General features: G+C 52.1%; 19 protein-coding genes and 1 pseudogene. 11 read left to right on the top strand and 9 right to left on the bottom strand.

Features of this window, described 5'->3' with window-relative positions:
• Positions 1-63 precede the first annotated feature (63 nt).
• The 5 genes from ACODTO_RS00950 to kefC all read left to right on the top strand — a co-directional run bounded on the left by ACODTO_RS00950 (position 64) and on the right by kefC (position 4,493).
• Positions 64-396, top strand: a complete 333-nt coding sequence (locus ACODTO_RS00950; protein ID WP_258632512.1) for a carboxymuconolactone decarboxylase family protein — start codon at positions 64-66, stop codon at positions 394-396.
• 44 nt (positions 397-440) lie between these two features.
• Positions 441-1,565 (top strand): alkene reductase, encoded by a 1,125-nt coding sequence (locus tag ACODTO_RS00945; protein WP_258632510.1) that lies wholly within the window; start codon positions 441-443, stop codon positions 1,563-1,565.
• A 170-nt stretch (positions 1,566-1,735) separates the two neighbouring features.
• A complete protein-coding gene (locus ACODTO_RS00940) occupies positions 1,736-1,954 on the top strand; it encodes a tautomerase family protein (RefSeq protein ID WP_258632508.1) in 219 nt (72 codons plus the stop codon).
• Between the two features lie 189 nt (positions 1,955-2,143).
• Entirely contained in the window at positions 2,144-2,665 is a 522-nt protein-coding gene (gene kefF / locus ACODTO_RS00935) for a glutathione-regulated potassium-efflux system oxidoreductase KefF (RefSeq protein ID WP_258632506.1), read from the top strand.
• 1 nt (position 2,666) lies between these two features.
• Positions 2,667-4,493, top strand: coding sequence for a glutathione-regulated potassium-efflux system protein KefC (kefC, locus tag ACODTO_RS00930; RefSeq protein WP_258632505.1), 1,827 nt, complete (start codon positions 2,667-2,669; stop codon positions 4,491-4,493).
• A gap of 37 nt (positions 4,494-4,530) precedes the next feature.
• Here kefC and ACODTO_RS00925 read toward each other — a convergent pair whose 3' ends face one another.
• From ACODTO_RS00925 to ACODTO_RS00905, 5 genes are all read right to left on the bottom strand, one after another.
• On the bottom strand, positions 4,531-4,860 hold the full coding sequence (locus ACODTO_RS00925) for a thioredoxin family protein (protein WP_258632503.1): 330 nt from the start codon (positions 4,858-4,860) through the stop codon (positions 4,531-4,533).
• A 71-nt stretch (positions 4,861-4,931) separates the two neighbouring features.
• Positions 4,932-5,627, bottom strand: coding sequence for a DsbA family oxidoreductase (locus ACODTO_RS00920; protein ID WP_258632501.1), 696 nt, complete (start codon positions 5,625-5,627; stop codon positions 4,932-4,934).
• Between the two features lie 65 nt (positions 5,628-5,692).
• Positions 5,693-6,316, bottom strand: a complete 624-nt coding sequence (locus tag ACODTO_RS00915) for a TetR/AcrR family transcriptional regulator (RefSeq protein WP_258632499.1) — start codon at positions 6,314-6,316, stop codon at positions 5,693-5,695.
• Positions 6,317-6,496: 180 nt separating this feature from the next.
• Complete coding sequence (locus ACODTO_RS00910) at positions 6,497-7,270, bottom strand: SDR family NAD(P)-dependent oxidoreductase (RefSeq protein ID WP_258632497.1); 774 nt, start codon at positions 7,268-7,270, stop codon at positions 6,497-6,499.
• A gap of 97 nt (positions 7,271-7,367) precedes the next feature.
• Positions 7,368-7,922, bottom strand: coding sequence for an OsmC family protein (locus tag ACODTO_RS00905; protein ID WP_258632495.1), 555 nt, complete (start codon positions 7,920-7,922; stop codon positions 7,368-7,370).
• 427 nt (positions 7,923-8,349) lie between these two features.
• Between ACODTO_RS00905 and ACODTO_RS00900 the strand changes: the two are divergent.
• Positions 8,350-8,682: pseudogene (locus tag ACODTO_RS00900) on the top strand (hypothetical protein); the annotation flags it as partial.
• 577 nt (positions 8,683-9,259) lie between these two features.
• Here ACODTO_RS00900 and ACODTO_RS00895 read toward each other — a convergent pair.
• Both ACODTO_RS00895 and ACODTO_RS00890 read right to left on the bottom strand, forming a co-directional pair.
• On the bottom strand, positions 9,260-9,823 hold the full coding sequence (locus ACODTO_RS00895; RefSeq protein WP_258632491.1) for a TetR/AcrR family transcriptional regulator: 564 nt from the start codon (positions 9,821-9,823) through the stop codon (positions 9,260-9,262).
• A gap of 106 nt (positions 9,824-9,929) precedes the next feature.
• On the bottom strand, positions 9,930-11,414 hold the full coding sequence (locus ACODTO_RS00890; protein WP_258632489.1) for an amino acid permease: 1,485 nt from the start codon (positions 11,412-11,414) through the stop codon (positions 9,930-9,932).
• 391 nt (positions 11,415-11,805) lie between these two features.
• Between ACODTO_RS00890 and metC the strand changes: the two genes are divergently transcribed.
• Positions 11,806-12,975: a cystathionine beta-lyase gene (metC, locus tag ACODTO_RS00885; protein ID WP_258632487.1), complete on the top strand. Its 1,170-nt coding sequence runs from the start codon at positions 11,806-11,808 to the stop codon at positions 12,973-12,975.
• Positions 12,976-13,079: 104 nt separating this feature from the next.
• On the opposite strand, the gene ACODTO_RS00880 is transcribed toward metC, so the two are convergent.
• Positions 13,080-14,396 (bottom strand): sigma-54 interaction domain-containing protein, encoded by a 1,317-nt coding sequence (locus tag ACODTO_RS00880; protein WP_258632485.1) that lies wholly within the window; start codon positions 14,394-14,396, stop codon positions 13,080-13,082.
• 194 nt (positions 14,397-14,590) lie between these two features.
• On the opposite strand from ACODTO_RS00880, the gene ACODTO_RS00875 reads away from it, so the two are divergent.
• The 3 genes from ACODTO_RS00875 to ACODTO_RS00865 are packed head-to-tail and all read left to right on the top strand — an operon-like array spanning position 14,591 to position 18,030.
• A complete protein-coding gene (locus ACODTO_RS00875) occupies positions 14,591-15,475 on the top strand; it encodes an MBL fold metallo-hydrolase (RefSeq protein ID WP_258632483.1) in 885 nt (294 codons plus the stop codon).
• Between the two features lie 44 nt (positions 15,476-15,519).
• Positions 15,520-17,196, top strand: coding sequence for a bifunctional protein tyrosine phosphatase family protein/NAD(P)/FAD-dependent oxidoreductase (locus tag ACODTO_RS00870; RefSeq protein ID WP_258632481.1), 1,677 nt, complete (start codon positions 15,520-15,522; stop codon positions 17,194-17,196).
• Between the two features lie 3 nt (positions 17,197-17,199).
• Positions 17,200-18,030 carry a sulfite exporter TauE/SafE family protein gene (locus ACODTO_RS00865; protein WP_258632480.1) on the top strand — a complete coding sequence of 277 codons (831 nt, stop codon included), beginning with the start codon at positions 17,200-17,202 and terminating at the stop codon, positions 18,028-18,030.
• Positions 18,031-18,069: 39 nt separating this feature from the next.
• On the opposite strand, the gene ACODTO_RS00860 is transcribed toward ACODTO_RS00865, so the two are convergent.
• Positions 18,070-18,291: a fumarylacetoacetate hydrolase family protein gene (locus ACODTO_RS00860; RefSeq protein WP_258633562.1), complete on the bottom strand. Its 222-nt coding sequence runs from the start codon at positions 18,289-18,291 to the stop codon at positions 18,070-18,072.
• A 341-nt stretch (positions 18,292-18,632) separates the two neighbouring features.
• Between ACODTO_RS00860 and ACODTO_RS00855 the strand changes: the two genes are divergently transcribed.
• On the top strand, positions 18,633-19,772 hold the full coding sequence (locus ACODTO_RS00855; RefSeq protein WP_258632478.1) for a M14 family metallopeptidase: 1,140 nt from the start codon (positions 18,633-18,635) through the stop codon (positions 19,770-19,772).
• Positions 19,773-19,810: the final 38 nt, after the last annotated feature.

The raw sequence follows: 19,810 nt of genomic DNA, 5'->3' as shown, positions 1-19,810 counted from the left end.
GCGTATGCGCAGATTCAAAATTAACCCGAACCTACAGGGCGTTAACGCCCACGTGAGAATCCTATGCAAGATTGGAAGCAAACCCGTCAAGACATCAATGCCCGTCTGGTACAGCTGAATAGCATGTCCCCTGAAACCCTGAAGGGCATGGCATCGCTAGGCAATGCTGGTGCGAAAACAAATCACCTTGACGCCAAAACTCGCGAACTGATTTCTCTGGCCGTCGCTGTCACAACCCGCTGTGATGGCTGCATCGCTTTCCACGCTGCGGAAGCCAAAAAGCTCGGCGTAACAACTGAAGAGGTTGCGGAAGCTTTGGGCGTAGCAATCAACATGAACGCAGGGGCTGCGCTGGTCTACAGCACTCATGTGCTGGACGCCTTTGACAAGTCCTGAATCAGACCACGACATTCAACTCTTTAACGACGTCGAGATTAATCATGAATAAGCTGTTCACTCCTTACGATTTGTCAGGCATTGCGCTAAAAAACCGTGTTGTCATGGCGCCGATGACCCGCACCCGTACCCTGAACAACATTCCAAATGAATCCAACGCGCTGTATTACGCGCAACGTGCATCTGCCGGTTTGTTGATCACCGAAGGCCTGCCGATTTCCGACGAGGCTCGCGGCTATCTGTACACCCCTGGCATTTACGAAGATGAGCACTTGCCAGGCTGGCGCAAAGTCACTGAAGCCGTGCATGCCAAGGGCGGTAAGATTTTTGCGCAACTCTGGCACGTTGGCCGCATGTCCCACCTCTCGGTGCATGGCATGGTGCCCGTATCTTCGGGTACGCAGCCGGCAGTTGATACCACTGTGTATGCCTGGATCGAGCCTGGTAAATCCGGCCCGGTACAACCCAGCGCACCACGTGCATTGGAAACTGAGGAAGTGAAACGCGTCATCGCGGACTTCGTGAAATCTGCGCGCATGGCGATGGACGCCGGTTTTGACGGTATCGAAATCATGGCCGCCAACGGGTTCCTGTTCGATCAGTTCCTCAGCAGCGCCCTGAACACTCGTACCGACCAGTACGGTGGCTCCATCGCCAATCGTCAGCGTTTCTTGCTGGAAACCATTGACGCAATTGCTGCCGAAATTGGTGGTTCGAAGATTGGTGTACGGTTCTCGCCGTTTGGCCGTCTCTATGACTTTGGCGTGTATGAAGGCGAGGAAGAAACCTGGATGAGCATGGCGGCTGCGCTTAATGACCGCGAGCTGGCGTTCGTTCACCTTAACTACCAACCGACCATCCTCGCCGCGCAAACACCTCCGGGTTTCGGCGCCGCATTCCGCGAAGTCTACAAAGGCACCTTGATGGCTGCCGGCGGCTTCACCAAAGAGATCGCAGAGGCTGAACTCGCCAAAGGTGAACTCGACCTGATCGCTTTCGGCACCGCCTACATTGCCAACCCTGATCTGGTAGAGCGCATGCAGAACGGCTGGCCATTGGCGGAAGGCGATCGTGCAACCTACTACGGCGTCAGCGATTCGATTGACAAGGGCTACACTGACTATCCGAATTACGTTAACGCAGCTAAACCTGTTCCGGCTAAAGCGTAATTGCTTTAAGGGCACAGCCTATGTGGAGTTTTGCGTGGGCTGGCCTGTCGTAATGCGGAGCCCACCTGTCATGTCCGCTGTAAAAACCGGAAGAACCCGCGTCCCCAAGGTCACGAAGAGATGGGCGTCTTCGACACTGACCCTCAGCCCTTGCATAAATGGAGCACACTATGCCGTTAGTCATTATTAAAGGTATCGAAGGCGTTTTCACGGAAGAACAAAAAGCCGAGGTGATTCATAAAGTTACCGAGGCTATGGTCTCAGTGGAGGGTGAAAACATGCGCGCTCTCACTTGGGTTCTTTTCGAGGAGGTCAAAAGCGGCAGCTGGGGTATTGCCGGAGAGCCCATCACCGCAGAAAAGGTGCTAAAACTACAAGCTGGCGAATAAAACGCTGCCCTGATAATCAAGCCTTTTCTGGATTGGTGCATCTCGTCCCTTGGGACTTGGCATCTTCTCCAGGAAGGGCTTTTTTCATTCAAAATGATTAATTTGCCTCAAAGTGCTTGAATGAGAACCGTCCTTTACGTGGGGTGGGTTCTATTACTCATCGACCTAACGGACCTCCTGGAGGTCATCTTGATTCTTATCATTTACGCTCATCCCTACCCCGAAAAATCACTTGTCAATCAAGCTATGCTCGAACACGTAGCCAGTAATCCGGACGTAGTCGTCCGCTCCCTGTACGACCTTTATCCGGACTTCAATATCGACGTCGAGGCTGAACAGAGAGCGGTCGATCAAGCACAGCTGCTGGTATTGCAACATCCGATGTATTGGTACAGCTCCCCGCCCCTTTTGAAATTATGGATCGATAAAGTACTCACTCACGGCTGGGCATACGGCAAAGGCTCTGTTGCCCTCAAAGATAAGAGTCTGCTGTGGGCCGTCACGACGGGTGGCGAGCACGATCATTTCCAAATAGGCGGCCACCCAAGTTTCTCGGTGTTGGCTCAACCCCTCCACGCAACGGCAATCTATTGCAACATGCGCTGGCTGAACCCGGTCGTGGTGCACGGCGCGTATGCCGCTGTACCCGACGCCCTACACTCACAAATTGAGCACTATTACGCGCGCCTGGCCTCCTGGAAGGAAGATTGATATGGAGACTCACAGTCTGATTGAAATGCTCATTTACTTGGGCTCAGCTGCCTTGATAGTCCCAATCGCCGTTCGGTTAGGACTTGGCCCGGTTCTCGGCTATCTGTTGGCCGGCTGCCTGATCGGCCCGTGGGGCCTGAAGCTGGTAACGGATGTGGAATCCATCCTGCACTTTGCTGAAATCGGCGTAGTTTTGATGTTGTTTATCATTGGGCTCGAACTTGATCCCAAACGCCTTTGGGCCATGCGCCGAATGGTCTTCGGTGGCGGCGCATTGCAGATGCTGGCCTGCGGTGTTGCAATTGCCGTGTTTTGCGCCGCGCTTGGCTTGAACTGGACAGCAGCACTGTTGGTGGGGTTGACGCTGAGTCTATCGTCGACCGCCATCGCCATGCAGGCCATGAACGAGCGAAACATGATCCCGACCGCCGTGGGTCGCAGCAGCTTTGCCGTGCTGTTGTTCCAGGACATCGCGGCGATTCCGCTAGTCGCGATGATTCCATTATTAGCAGCAAATGGTGGTACGCCCTCCGGCGCTGAACTCGCGCTGTCCATCGCAAAAATCGTCGGTGCGATCGTCGCGGTGGTGCTCTTGGGTCAGTACGTTTCCCGGCCCGTTCTGCGCTTTGTCGCGCGCTCGGGCTTGCGCGAAATCTTCAGTGCCGTTGCGTTGTTTCTGGTGTTTGGATTCGGGTTGTTGCTGGAAGAGGCAGGATTGTCGATGGCGATGGGAGCATTTCTCGCCGGAGTCCTGTTAGCCAGCTCAGAATACCGGCACGCGCTGGAAAGTGACATTGAGCCATTCAAGGGGCTGCTACTCGGTTTGTTCTTTATCGGCGTCGGCATGTCGATCGACTTCGGCACGCTGATCAATGCGCCGCTGAAAGTCTTAACGCTAACCTTGGGTTTTATCCTGATCAAGCTGCTGATGATCAAACTCCTGGGTCGCTTCTTGAGTGTCCCTACTGAACAGCGCTCTTGGCAAGCGGTGTTTCTCGGTCAAGGCAGTGAGTTCGCCTTCGTCGTGTTTGGCGCAGCAACGGTTGCCGGCATCCTGGTCGACCCTTGGGGTAAAAGCCTGACCTTGGCAGTAGCACTGTCCATGTGCGTCACACCTCTGCTGATCCTAGTGCTCAATCGCCTGGAGTCCGCAAGTAAACAGGACAATCAGGAAGCGGACACCATCGACCAACGCAATCCTCGGGTAATCATCGCCGGCTTTGGTCGATTCGGCCAAATCTCGGGCCGTCTATTAATGTCCTGTGGCTTTGAAGTAGTGGTGCTGGATCACGATCCCGATCATATCGAGACGTTGCGCAAGTTCGGGGTCAAGGTGTTCTACGGCGACGCGACCCGCCTTGATTTGCTGCATGCCGCCGGAGCGGCTCAAGCAGTTGTGCTGATCAACGCCATCGACAATCAGGACGATAATCTGGCACTGACCCGGCTGGCCCAAGAGCATTTTCCCTCCCTAAAGCTGGTGGTGCGCGCTCGCGATATGGGGCACATCATTACCCTACGGCAGATGGGCGTAGAGGCGGTCGAGCGGGAAACTTTTGAGAGCGCTTTGTCCCTTGGGCGCAAAGCGCTGGAACAACTGGGCGTCGGGCGCTACGAGGCCCGTGAACGCGCAGATCGATTCCGTCGCCTGAATCTGGAAATGCTTGAGGAAATGACCGCGCAGCCCGAGGATGATACCGAGCTCAAGTACGACGCCTACAAACGGGCCAACGCCCTGCTGACGGAAATTTTCAACGAAGATCGAGCTCATCCGATCAATAACTGGCCAGATCAAGGGCGAGCCAAAGCGGAAGAGAAAGATGGCTAAATGAAGGTCGAAAATCTAAAGCCATTCTGAGGTCGGTCTACAGGACGTCCTTTAAGTCAGCCAAGATTGCTTTCTTCAACGCGGCAACCGAACGAGAGCCGGCCAAGACTAAGCGCAACCGCCCCTCGTGAAAAATCGCCAAGGATGGCACTGACCGGATACCGTACATCTGGGAAATCGTCGGCGAAACAGCCACATCAATCCTTCCGAAGGCTGCGCGAGAATGCAGCTTGTCTGCCAGGTCGTGAAAGACCGGTTTGATTTCCTGGCATGGTTTGCACCAAGACGCCGAAAACAGCACGACGCTGCTACCTTTTGCAACGAATCTGGCGAACTGTTCGGCCTTCAAGTCTACGATACGGTTCATTTACACCTCACTCACACGCCACTCCAAATCCAGAGATTGCAGCACCAACAGGTGCCGCAAAGTCTGTAGCATCAATTACATCCATCAAGACCGCAGACTTGACCACTGAACGACTCATCCTCATCCTTTGATTCCAAATACATTTGATTCAGTGCCTGGAGAAAAGCCTCCTGAGGCTGAGCACCCGAAACAGAAAACGAATTATTGAACACAAAAAATGGAACGCCTGAGCCAAACTGGGCCGCCGCGCGCTCGTCTTTCTGCATCTGAAGGCGCAGATCCGGGGATGACCACGCGAGTCGAATCGACTCGTCAGATACCCCTACAGACTTCGCTATCGTCTCTAAACTATTTCTTTCAAAAAGCGACTTACCCTGGGTGGTACTTTGCTCATACAGCGCTTCCACCAGGTTTTTCTTCACCGCTTCATCTTCAACTGCTTTGACCAATACGTGCGCATCTGCAGTATCGCCAAATAGCATGGTTTCAAAACGGTAATCAAGCCCCGAAGACTGGCCATACTGCTTCACCGTAGTCATCATGGTTACAGCAGCGCCAGGGCTACCCAATTTACGTTTGAGGGCGTCTACCATAGGCTCAGCAACGTGGTTCGGGGCAAGACGGTAAGCTCTAACGTTGACTTGAACGCTGTCCTTGTGAGGGAAGCTTTCAAGCGCTTTATCAAAACGACGCTTAGCGACCCAGCACCAAGGACAGACGTAATCAGACCAAATATCTACTACGAATTTCTTCGAAACACTGCTCATAAATCACTCTGTTTGAAAGGAAATAAAAGAAGTCGTCGCTATTGAGGGAAGGCTAAAAGCGACTGTTAACAACTCTGTTGATGCCCACTGGTATGTTTGATCTCACGAGCGGCCATTACGGCTGATCGCTCCACCGATTCGAGCAAGCAGTCGAACCCAGCTAAGGGATCTGCCGATCTGCCCAATGTCCAATCAATGAGACTCGCGCCCTCTAATGCGCTCAACAGCATGAATGCATAGGATTGAGCGGGCCTGGCCAGTAACCAGCCTTTCTGAACAGCCGCCTCACTGATGGTTCTCTGGAGCCAGTCAAGTTGCGTCTCGAAAAATACTCGAGTAAGCACTTGAAGCGATAAAGGCAGTGCTGCCATTTCCGCCGCCAGTGCGCCACACAACGGTAGAAGCCCTTCATTCGCACTGATGACGAAAAGACGGGAAAACGCTCGAAGCCGCATCAAAGGATCCTCATCAGCGTCTTCAATTGACCTAATGGTCGTTTCGAAGCGATTGATAGAGTCCTTTATCAACTCTTGACCGAGACACTCTTTGGTAGGAAAGTGGTGATGAATGCTGGCTTTTCTAATACCAATCGTCGCGGCTAGATCAGCATAACTAAATGCCGAGTAGCCTTTAGACCTCATTTGGTTTTCCGCGACTTTTAACAGCGCTGCTCTTGTCGAAACTGACATTGAAAACTCCTGCGGCTAGTCTTCAGCCGCCCTACACCAAAAGCTGGCAAGCTGCTGCCAGCTGGGCCAGTTCGAATGGCCTTGGATAAACGTTTGAGCCATTACATACACCTCCCAGCACTCTTGGTGATGGAATGGAAGTCGACTCAGGCGACTTCCATCAGACAGCGTTAGCTGAACTCAGGCACGAACGGCCATAATTCCCGCATCCACGTCCCAGATCGCTCCGGTCACCCAGGATGTCTTGTCCGACAGCAGGAACACGATGGTGTTGGCCACATCCTCCGGAACACCAACTCGGCCCAGTGGATGGAAATCGTTCAGCGACTTCATCGCTTCCGGGATCGCCTCTTTGTCCATGAACCCTTCATAGATCGAGGTGTGAACGATCCCTGGCGAGACGGCGTTGACGCGGATACCCGAGTGAGCCAATTCAATTGCCAGGTTGCGTGTCAGCGCGTGCAGACCTGCCTTCGCCATGGAGTAGGCAGAGGCCGGCGAACCAGCCAATGCGGCCTGTGCACCGATGGAGCCGACGTTGACAATTGACCCTTCGCGCTTGGCGGCGAGCATGTTCTTGACTACGGCCTGAGTGATGAAGAACGTCGCACGGTTGAGAGACAGGTACATGTCGTACTCAGCCTCGTCGTGCTCGGTGAAGGCTTTGGGAATGAATATGCCAGCGGAGTTCACCATCAGGCTGATATCGCTATGGTTGGCATTGATTTCGTTGCGAACGAAATTCATGCCCTCTTCAGTCATGAGGTTAGCGACTATCACGGAAACCGGGCCCAGCACGCTCAACTCGCCACGGATGGCGTCTGCCTTGTCTTGCTTGCTGCCTGTCAACACCACGCTGCCACCCGCTTTCAGCACCATGCGGGCCGTTTCCAGACCCATACCACTGGTGCCACCTACAACAAGCAGTTTCTTACCTTTGAAAAAATCGTTCATTTCATACTCCAGTTAACTTAATTTCCAAAAATTGCAGCGCCAGAGATCATTCGTCTGCTGGCGCTCTTAGGGTTCAGAGAGTCAAACCCGATGAAAATCAGTCCTCACGAACCTCGAGGGTCGGCACCATACGAATGGCTTTCGAGAAGTTGGCGTAGTTGACCGACGTCTTGAGTACATTCTTGTGCAGCTCTTCCACACGTTCACGGGGCGCATCGGTGTGCAGGCGAACGACGAAGCTCACTTCGTCGTAGCCTGGGTTCACGCTCTCGTCGAGACCCAAGAAACCACGCAGGTCGAGGGTACCGTCCGTCTCAATTTCCAGACTGTGGATCTTGATACCCATCATGGCGGCGTTGGCCGCATAGCCGACCGACATGCAAGCGTTGAGAGCGGCCATCAGCAGTTCTTGAGGGTTAGGCGCACTGTTCTGGCCCAGCAACTCATTTGGCTCATCGGCGGCGATTTCGAAATCACGGGAATAGGTCTCACCGGCGAGGCTGTAGCGACTGACTTTGGCCACAGAGCGCGTCTGGCCTTTCCACTGAGTCTTGACGTTAAAGCTGGCGTGGCGCTTGCCCGCATCCTCGGCAACACCTTGGGCAAACTGCTGCAGGGCGGCTACGTCAATACCGTTCAGGTTATTTGTCATTTGGTAAGTCCTCTGTGCAACGCATTTTTGCGCGTGGATTGATGTTCGACGAAACAACTCTACCAACTGGTAGGTATGGATGCAATAAAATTTTTAGATTTTGCCTGACGCACCAGAGCCGGCAAGGAGTAACCTACTCACAAGCCTGGTAAACATAGCGCACAGCTAGGCACTGTCTATCCGAATGGACGGACGGCAAAACGCCTATGAGTAGGATGGCTTAAACCAAAGAAAGGCTATTACGCTCTAAACCTTTACTAGGTTTAAAAATTTTTTCGAAAAGGTATCAGGGAGAGCAGTCATGAACCGTAAAATTGCTTCAGGTCTTTTTTTATCAGCAATTGGAATATACATCGCAGGGCCTCAAGCGTCGTTACGTACAGAGGCGCAAGAACTGCCCACCGCAAGCTCTGTATCGATTGTCGATATCCAAGCCAAACCTACCGCCATCGCATCTGATGGTGCTGATCCTGTCGGCACCGACGCATTAGCACGAAGTGGTGCTGAGCATGGCACGGGCCAGGTGGCCGCTGACGGTGCCGATCACGTCGGGGCAAAAGGTGTCGCCGCTGACGGTGCCGATCATGTCGGGGCAAAAGACCTGGCTGCAGACGGTGCCGATCATGTCGGGGCAAAAGGTGTCGCCGCTGACGGTGCCGATCATGTCGGGGCAAAAGGTCTTGCCGCTGACGGTGCCGATCATGTGGGAGCAAAAGGTCTAGCCGCTGACGGTGCCGATCATGTGGGAGCAAAAGGTCTAGCCGCTGATGGCTCGGATCGCGTGGGTAAAAATCAAGTGGCTTCCAAAGAAACAAAGATTCGGATCGGTGGTATTGGCTCCGATGCAGTGGCTTCACTTAGGTAGCTGGTCAATCTAAGGGAGTAGGCAGTGAATCCTATGGATATGTATCTCTAAAGGTCGCAGTGGGAATGGCGGTTAGCTGCCATCTCCCCGCTGATCCGCGCGGAACTACCGCATACGGCTCCTCGCCTCAGTGACGCGAAGTGTTCCTCTGAGTAAGGATGTGTACTTCTAGTTTTGGGGGCTTTCCTGCCTTCATAGACGACATGCCGGAGACCGAAACCGCCAAGACGTATGAGGTTTCCTGTTGCCGCGTGATAATGGGAATATTCCCCTCCAACCTGGTACAACCCAACGGAAAACTCGGTCAGCTGTGCCGTCGAAGCGTTAACGGGATAATCAGTCTTGGCTAGGTGTGGTACTCATTGCGCCAGGAAATGTAGCGTCTGCCATTGCGTTCACTCACTACACTGCCGCCCGCGTAAAGTGCGCCCCACGGAGGAGCGGCACTATAGAATAGAATCCTGAGCGCGAGTTACGAAACGATAATAGTTTGCAAAATCAAATTAAACCCAGACTGATCAACCACCTTGTCGCCAAGGGCCCAGGAAACAAAACTGCTGCCTTCAAGCAAGCTCAAGATCGCTCTTGAAACCTCTTTCGGATTGAGATCTGCCTTAATGACTTTTTGGGATTGACCTATGACTAGATTACTTTCTAACCAAGAAATATGAATCTCAAAAAACTTCTTGGTCAACTCTTTAAGGCTTTCTGGCAGCGCAGATAGCTCAGCTGCAAGTGCACCGCAAAGTGGCAGCATGCCATTATCCGAGCTATCGACAAAAAGCTCGGCAAATGCTTTTAACCGAGCGACTACATCATGACTCTCTTCGTTTATTGATTCTAGATTCTTGGAAAATCTGAATAGATAACTCTCAATAACAGCGATTCCGAGCCCTTCCTTTGTAGGGAAGTGATGATGAATGCTCGCCTTTTTTATGCCAATTTCGTCAGCCAGATCGGCATAGCTAAATGCAGCGTAGCCTTTGGTGCGCAGCAATAACTCGGCGGTGGTTAAAAGGTCGGAACGCGTACTCATAAAGCTTACCTAGAGTTTTTAATGAATGCATATTAACTGCCTTAAGGCAACAGTTCAACTCTAGAGATGAGAGGACGCTGTAAAACGACCTCTCATCTCTATTAAGCTAGGCCCCTACGTGGCTAGGATCGCTTTCAATTGCTTCCGAACCTTTAGCTTTGGAACGGACGGCCTTCGACCAACCCAGCATCAGTGCTCCAGCGACTAACGGTATAGAAAGAACGGTGTAAGTTCCGTTGGGATAATCGAACGCCAAGAGAACCAATACCACAAGCAAGAAAGCAAGAGTTAGCCAAGAGGTGAACGGCGCTCCAGGCATTCTAAATGAGACCATTTCGACCTCACCTCTTTTTACAGCACGACGGTAATTTATTTGCGATAGAACAATGAATGCCCAAGTCGAAAGAATTCCCAGCGATACTAAGTTCAGCAAGAGCTCAAATAATTGCGATGGAATCAAGAAGTTTAGTACAACACCAAATACGTTAATCCCCATGGTGACCAAGATTCCCATATAGGGTACCCCTTGGCTGCTCATTCGTTTAAACATTTTTGGCGCTGACCCGCCCATGGCAAGCGATCTCAATACACGCCCAGTGGCGTATAAACCTGAATTGAGACTTGAGAGCGCCGCTGTCATCACAACGATATTCATAACGGAGCCAATACCAGGTACACCAAGTGCTTCAAAAAAAGTTACAAAAGGACTGATGTTAGCGCTATAGGCAGTCCAGGGGAGTACGGTAACAAGCAAAAATACCGAACCCACGTAGAACAAACCTATTCTCCAGATCACACCATTAATGGCTTTTGGGATAACACTTCTAGCATCCGTCGTCTCGCCAGCGGCAGTCCCCACCAACTCTATACTCGCATAAGCAAAGATGACGCCTTGCACGATGATGATTGCTGGCAAAAGCCCATGTGGAAATATCCCCCCGTTATCCGTGATCAAATGCAAGCCCGGAATATGTCCTGCCACCTCATGGCCAGTAGCAAAAAAGAACGACCCGATCACCAAAAAAATACTGATAGCGGCGACCTTTATCACGGCGAACCAGAACTCCATTTCACCAAACCATTTGACACCGACCATGTTCATCAATGTCACTACACCCAAAGCACTTAGCGCGAATACCCACTGAGGAACATCCGAAAACACACTCCAATACTTCATATAAATAGCAATGGCGGTTATATCAACAACGCCTGTTAACGCCCAAACTACAAAATACATCCATCCTGCAACGAAAGAGGCACGCTCACCCATAAACTCCCTGGTGTAAGATACAAAACTTCCACTGCTTGGACGGTGCATCACTAGCTCACCCAGCGCCCTCAAAATGAAAAAGGCAAATATCCCACAAACCAAATAAATCACCGCAAGTGCAGGCCCCGCAATTTGCAGTCTGGCCCCTGCCCCCAGGAACAGACCTGTACCGATGGCTCCACCTAGCGCCATCATTTGTACATGACGTTTCTTTAAATGCTTTGAATATCCGCTTTCATGGGAATCAAGCCAGTTCGATTTATCTTTTAGTTCGTTGCCGCACTGAACTGCTGAGAGAGTTTGTATTTTTTGTTTTTTCATGTTCCACCCAAGCGATTAATTTGCAGTTTTTGTTCTTACCCCTTGCAAACTTAACTTTCTTCTTCCCATTCCAAGCGGGAAGTGCGAGAGAAGCCTTGAGCTCCCATGTCGTCAAAGACACTAAACCTCTCCTGCTCAACGCCACAGCACGCTCAGATCATCGCTTCTCGATCGACCAGGTAGCGAAACCCCAAGACACAAAAAACCTACCATTCACATGGTAGCCATGCAAACTCTATTTTTTAATTATTTACAATATGTTGTTTTTGAAAGGATTTTTGTTACACGCCAACCTTGTAGTAGACATTTAACAAAAATGGCACTTTAATCTGGAATCTGCGGTAGCTAGTGCGTAGCCAAATCTCACCAAACGCAAGGATTGGAAGCCGGTATGAAAAAATATAAAAACGTACAAACCCTACTCGCCCACGCTTCTATCGAGCCTGATCAGCATCATGGCTTCGTGAATACACCGGTTTACCGGGGTTCCACTGTGGCGTTCCCTACGTGTGAGTCGATGCGCGAGGGACGCCAAAAATATACGTATGGCCGTTGGAACAACCCTTCGACGGAAGCATTGACTCAGGCCCTCCAGCAGCTGGAGGGAGCGGAAGGCACGGTTCTTTGCCCCTCAGGGCTCTCCGCATGTACGACTGCCATACTGTCGGTGGTGGGAGCTGGGGATCACCTACTTATTGCCGACAACGTGTATTCGCCGATAAGGGCTTTTTGTGAGCAGGTGGGTCAACGCCTTGGAATCGAGGTCTCGTTTTACGACCCGACAATTGGTGCCGGTATCGTAGATTTCCTCAAACCAAACACTAAAGCCATCTATACCGAATCTCCTGGCTCCTTGACTCTGGAAATACAAGACATCCCTGCGATAGCCAAGGTTGCCCATGAGCATGACATCCTGGTTATTGCAGACAACACTTGGGGTACCCCGCTTTACTTTCCATCACTGGAACTCGGTGTCGATCTATCCATCATGGCCGCAACGAAATATATCGTCGGTCACTCGGATGCCGTTCTTGGCACCGTATCAGCCTCCAAGCGAGCGTGGGATAGCCTCAAGCAATTCCATTTCAACATGGGCCTGTTTGCTAGTCCAGATGACGTGACGCTGGCGCTTCGAGGGATGAGGACGCTAGATGTGCGACTGGAACGTCATTACAAAAACGCTACGATTGTCGCCAAGTGGCTGGAGACACGCGAGGAAGTGGAAGCAGTTTATTATCCTGCATTAGAGTCTCACCCTCAGCACCAGTTATGGAAAAGGGATTTTAAAGGAGCATCAGGTTTACTGTCCTTCGTGACCAAACCTTCCACACAAGCAGCGGCAGATGCACTCTTGGATAGCCTATCGTTGTTTTCAATTGGCTACTCTTGGGGCGGTTTTGAAAGCTTGGCGATGATCGCAGATCCCAAACCCGTCAGAACTGCGACGTCTTGGGAAATTGATGGGCACCTTGTGCGGCTGCATATTGGTCTTGAAGACCCATCTGATCTGATCGAAGACCTCGAACAGGGCTTTGCGAAATCCAATAGGTTACGCGGCTAATCTTCAAGCTAATTATGCACAGTCCTTAATTGGGCTGTGCTTGCTTGTCCGCCCGAAGGTATTATCTCAAGATAAACATCTTCGACACTGCTCGTCGATAAGACTCATCTATTTCCTTCTAACACTTGAATTCGACGATAAAGCGTTCGTTCACTAATCCCCAATTCTTTGGCTAAATCTGCTCGTGACCCCTCGAACCCATTAAGCACCTGGGCAAGGTTTTTTAGGAACTTGCTATTTTTATTAGTTTTTTTGTACTGGGAGACGTGACCAGTCACATTCGTAGGCAAATCTCTTTCCCGTATAATCCCGTCCTCACTGAACAGACGCGCCCGTTCAAGAATATTTTTTAGCTCCCTGATATTCCCCCGAAATGAATACAGCGAGAGGCGCTTCAATGCTTCCTCGTCAATCTCAGCCCGACTGCTAGGTGCAATTCGTTTTAGATGACTTTCTATCAGCAGCGGCAAATCGTCTATACGCTCTCTCAACGGCGGAAGCGTTATAGGGAAAGCACTGATTCTGTAGTAGAGGTCTTCGCGAAAAGTGCCAAGTTCAACCATATCCTTCAAAGGCTTATGAGTTGCAACAACGAGACGGAAATCGGAATGGATCGTCCGTAAACTACCCACAGGTCTAAAACTGCCCGATTCAATTAGACGCAACAATTTGACTTGCATGGAGAGAGGCACATCGCCTATTTCGTCCAGAAAAAGCGTACCGCCATGCGCAGCCTCTGCAAGCCCAATTTTCTTACTGAGCGCGCCTGTGAATGCTCCTTTTTCATGGCCAAATAATTCACTCTCGAACAGCGACTCTGAAAGGCCAGTGCAGTCGACTACAACCAGAGGTGCCTTTGAGCGCGGACTACCCATATGGAGTGCCCTAGCGAACAGCTCTTTACCGGTTCCCGACTCCCCCTGCAAAAGAACGGGGATCGGGGAAGGCGCCGCTCGCTGCAGCGCGCTCAACGCCTGTTTAAAAGACGGCGACACGCCCACTAGCCCCTGCTTTTGCGGCTGCGCAGACGCTATGTCTACGGTGATCAATCTTTCAACGTAAGCAACCACCTGGCCCTGGCGATCCAAAATGGGACGGAGCTCAACATCAACGTGTTCTGGCCCCCGGGGAGTGTGGTGAATATGCAGTACCCTTTCCGCAGCATGGCTATCAAAGGCCTTTCGCATTGGACAAAGCTCACCCGCCTGATCGCAGGGAACGGCATAGCCATGCGAAACCTTGAAGCATTTGGAGCCAACGTGTGGTTTTCCCTCAACACCAAAATGTCTTTGATAGGCCTTGTTGGAGGCAATGACGTTGTACTCGACATCCAGGACGATGGTGGGTCGATCGTCATGCTCAAGGTAAGAAATCAACGCTTGAACATCTACATTGCTCGAAGCGATTAGCCCACTACTCATAATCTTCTCCCGAACAGTATTCCTGCTGCCAGATACTGCCACAGACTGCCATATGACTGCCAAAATAAATGGCAGATATGAATCTCTGGATATCGGACACCCCGCAATCACACGGCTTAGAGCGGCTACCGAAAGCGCCTGTTTTGGCATAGATCTTGAGACTGCTGACATAGCAGCTATTCAGGAGCTATCTAATGTATTTCGGCGAAAAAATATTGGTCGAAGAATTCTTTGACGAAGCGACATCGACGTTCAGCTATCTGTTGCTTGACCGCTCAACCATGCAGTGTGCGCTCATCGATAGCGTGCTTGACTACGATCCGAAATCGGGCCGCACAAAAACTGAATCCGCCGACAGAATCGTTGCGCGCGTGACGGAGCTGGGCGCGTCCGTTGAATGGATCCTCGAGACTCATCTACATGCCGACCACCTCACTGCCGCACAATATTTGAAACAACGGCTAGGCGGCAAGATAGGCATTGGAATCAGAATAAAAGACGTTCAAAAAGTCTTTAGCCACTTGTTCCATACGGAAGAAGAACTCAGAAGCGGTTCCGACCAGTTTGATATTTTGTTTGATGACAACGATACATTTCATATCGGTAGTTTAACCGCCAAAGCGTTACATACACCTGGGCACACACCTGCCTGTATGACCTATCTTATCCAGGATGAACAAGCAGGTCTCGCGTTCGTGGGTGATACATTGTTCATGCCCGATTACGGCACAGCAAGGTGCGACTTCCCAGGAGGGGACGCCAGAACACTCTTTCGGTCAATACATAAAATTTTGGTGCTTCCTGAATCAACCAACATTTTCATGTGCCACGATTACCGTCCCAATGGTCGACCTCTTGCGTTTATTACCAGTGTGAAAGCACAAAAGCAGGAGAACATTCATGTTCGCGAAGGTACAAGCGAAGACACATTCGTGAGCATGCGAGAAAAACGAGATGCAACACTGGATATGCCAGTTCTTATATTGCCATCCGTCCAAATTAATATGCGAGGCGGAAACATGCCAGAACCAGAGACGAATGGCATCCGCTATCTGAAAATACCACTCAACACGCTTTAACGCTTTAACGCTTTAACCTTGCGTAGTTATCAACGGAAAATAATATGAATACTTATAACTTAAGTTCGGATTTTTCTATTGCGCCGCAACTCACCGTGGTCGATGTGAAGCAACTGGCTGAGCTCGGAGTTCGTACTCTCATCTGCAACAGGCCGGATGGCGAGACACCCGATCAGCCAACACATGTAACGATCCGCCAAGCAGCCGAAGCAGAAGGCATGACGTTTCACTACCTGCCCACCCAAGCATCGGCCATCGCTGATGAAACGGTAGATTCCTTCGTCGAAATTTTAAAGGAAGCGCCAAGACCTGTGGTTGCCTACTGTAGAACTGGCACCCGGGCGGCGATGCTGTGGGCGCTCTCTGAAGCAGGCAAGCAGAGTCTGTCCGTCATACTCGCAAGAACCAAAAGCGCACAGGTGGATGTTTCTTCAATTATGCGCAGAATCAGCAATGGTGGACGCACCATCAATGCAATGGCTACAACTCACCACCAAATCGTCATTGTTGGTGCCGGTTCTGCAGGCGTTGCCACCGCAGCCAGCCTGAAGTCACGAGAACCGAATCTGGATATCGCACTAATCGACCCTGCTGACGCGCACTACTATCAACCTGGGTGGACTATGGTCGGCGGAGGCATCTTCGAGGCTGAATCTACTGTAAGGACGATGGCTTCTGTCATGCCTCGAGGTGTGACGTGGATCAAAGCAGCGGTAACTGCGTTCGACCCACAGGCCAATGCAGTCGTCCTCGATGGAGGGAGAGTTATTCAGTACGACCAGCTTGTCGTCTGCCCTGGCTTGAAGCTCGATTGGTCAGCTATCAAAGGACTGACTGAGACATTAGGCTCCAATGGCGTAACCTCTAATTATCGCTACGATCTTGCGCCTTATACCTGGAAACTTGTCCAGGAACTCAAATCAGGCAAGGCCCTCTTTACGCAGCCGCCAATGCCAATCAAGTGTGCGGGTGCGCCTCAGAAAGCGCTCTATCTCTCATGCGATCACTGGTTGAAAAACGATCGCCAAGCGCAGATAAAGACGCAGTTTTTCAATGCCGGCGGCGTGCTATTCGGCGTGGCCGACTACGTCCCTGCCCTCATGTCGTACATGGAAAAATATTCCGTCGCCTTGAAATTCAGCCACAAGCTGGTCGCCGTGGATGGCCCCAACAAACGGGCAACTTTCGAATGCACCGATAAAGATGGCAACACCCAGACCGTGATTGAGTCGTTTGACATGCTCCACGTCGTGCCCCCGCAGGTTGCTCCTGACTTTATTCGCTCAAGCCCGCTAGTGGATGAAGCGGGATGGGTCGACGTTGATCCAACGACCTTGGCTCACCGCAAATTTTCCAATGTTTGGGCATTGGGAGATGTGGTGAATACCACAAACGCGAAAACCATGGCGGCTGCACGTAAACAAGCGCCGGTCGTAGCGAACAATGTCCTGGTTAGCCTGGGGATGAAGCAGGCTCAAGCTACGTATAACGGCTATGGCTCCTGCCCTCTGACGGTTGAGCGTGGAAAAGTTGTCCTGGCCGAGTTTCTCTATGGCGGAAAGCTGGCGCCGACGTTTGCTACCTGGTTTGTGGATGGGCGCAAACCCTCTCGTTTGAGTTGGTTTCTTAAAGAGAGAATTCTCCCGCCGTTCTACTGGCACTGCATGCTGAAAGGACGTGAATGGTTCGCTGACTCGCAAGTAAGTCAGACGGAGCGTTAAAAGATGGATGAGCACAGCATGCTGGCCGTCGTTCTTGGCGCGGTCATTGGAGGTGTTCTGGCCATGACCGGCGCAGGCGGAGGAATCCTCGCCATTCCGGTATTAGTTTTCGGACTCGGTTTATCCATGACTCAGGCGGCCCCGGTCGGGTTGTTAGCTGTAGCGTTGGCGGCGAGCGTGGGTGCCGTGCTGGGATTGAAGCAGGGAGTGGTTCGCTATAAGGCAGCCGCTTTCATCTCGTCGATTGGTATCGTCGCTGCACCCATAGGTTTACACCTTGCGCAGCGCGTTCCCAATAAGCCACTCGCGTTGGTATTTTCGATAGTGTTGGTATACGCAAGCGTGCGCATGCTACGCAATGCAACCCGGGAAATCCGTAATGGCGGCGCAGCTCCGCGAGGCGAGGTATTGCCCTGCGTGCTGAATCCGGCAAAGGGACGGTTACGCTGGACTTTACCCTGCGCTCGGGTATTGGCGTTAACCGGGTTTGTGTCAGGTTTATTGTCAGGCTTATTAGGCGTCGGAGGGGGATTCGTTATTATTCCCGCCTTGATGCGATACACCAATCTCGAAATGAAAAGTGTTGTCGCAACGTCTCTTGCGGTCATTGCCTTGGTTTCAATCGGTGGAGTAACTGCGGCGGCGATTAGCGGCGTCATGTATTGGCAGGCAGCGGTACCGTTTGCCGTCGGTGCGGTTTTAGGGCTGGTCGCCGGAAGGCAGATAGCTCATAAGTTAGCCGTTCCTCGTTTACAACAAGCGTTCTCGATCGTCGGAATTGTTGCTGCCATCATGCTGGGAGCCAGTGTCTTCGGTTTAGGTTTGCGATCATGACAATCCAAAGTAACTCTAATCTCAGCAAGGCGGATTTCGTCACCAAGACATGGCGGCTGCGGCTGCGGCTTCATTCCCACACGGCGGCGCACCTATGCAAATCACATCACCGAGCTGCGATGTCATGTAACAGCTCCAACATATGACGATTTGAGCGACCGAGAAAATCATGGTTCGCGAGTTGCCGATCTGGCGCCGCAAGCAATTGAGCTCCAGCCACACGTTCAAATTTTTCGGATCAAGGACCTCACCCCGGGTCACCAGCCAAGGGCCGGTCGGGTCGAAAAATGTCACAGCCCTTGCCTTTATCCCGCCCCAATCCAGCACGGGTCAGCCAGACCCTTGGTGTGAGTGCAGAACCGGCGGCACGCTCATTGGGAAGTCGACAGCTGGCGTCCTTGCCTGCTGCGCTCACCCGACAAGCTTCTGCCTGTCAGTCTACGCAGGGCAGCGATGAAGCGCCTAAGTGGCTATTGATTTCGACCAATTGTCGTACATACGCCGATCCTTGGCTGATATGCGACGGCACACCACAAGCCGCTTGCGACTAATAGACAATAAGTCCATTGTAGACTTAAATAATATGATCAGGCAGCACAGTCATGGCCGATACCGCAGCAATTACCCTGCCCTCCCAAACTCCCGGCGTGGTGCACACGCTCTACAAGCACACGTTCAGCGGCGGCCAGGGTCAGCGCAGTGCCTATATCCAGGCCGGACTGCACGCCGACGAACACCCTGGGCTGTTGGTGATCCAGCATCTTCTGGTACAGCTCCATCAACTGGAGCTGGAAGGTCGGTTGAACGGCCGTATCGTCATCCGCCCCTTCGCCAATCCCGTAGGTCTGGGCCAACAGGTATTCGGCCAATTGCCAGGGCGTTTCAATCTGGCCAATGGCGAAAACTTCAACCGCAACTTTCCCAACATCAGCACCAGGCTTGAAAGTGTGCTGGCCACAGCACGTCCTGCACACAACGACACCGAAGCGATGAAGTCCTTGCTGCTCAGTGCACTGGGCAATGCAGTGCCTGCCGAAACAGTAGCCGCCAACAAGCATCTGCTGTTGCACGAAGCGCTGCACCACGATCTGTTCATCGACCTACATTGCGACACATCCAGCATTCTGCATATTTACGCCAATCTCATTCAGCGTGAACGCGCCATACGTCTCGCTACCAGCATGGGTGTCGAAGCCGTGTTCCTTGAGGAGGATGCCGGCGGCTTTCCCCTGGATGAAGCCTACTCCAAAGCCTGGAAAGCCTTGTATGGCAAAGCGCTGGTAGACGCCGAGCACCTGGGATTCTCCGCCACCGTCGAGCTACGCGGCCAAAGCGATGTAGAAGACGAAATCGCCTGGCAGGACGCTCAGGGTCTACTCCTCTTCCTGCGTTCGGAAGGCTTGATTCTGGCCGGTAACGAGGCGCAGCCGCCTATCAACGCCGACACGGTCACTGTTTATCCGCTGGAAGGTGTTGCTCATCTAGAAGCAAGCGCCACCGGCGTTATCGCCTGGAAAACGACCCTTGGTTCAAGCGTGACGCGCGGTGAAGTCATCGCCGAAATACTGCCGCTGGACCAGCAGTTGGGTACACCGCGCGTACCAGTGTTGAGCCCTGTGCAGGGAATTCTGGTGGCTAGGCACCACATCAGGCTGGTGCGCGCAGGACAGCGTATCGGTATGGCCGCCGGCACTGCCCCTCTCCCCGGTCGCATTACTGGGCAGTTGATGAAGGATTTCTAAAAAACAGGCGCGCACACCTGTCGACAAAACCACCACCA

Source organism: Pseudomonas sp. FG13 (assembly GCF_057809755.1).
This window is presented reverse-complemented; position numbering and strand designations above follow the sequence as displayed.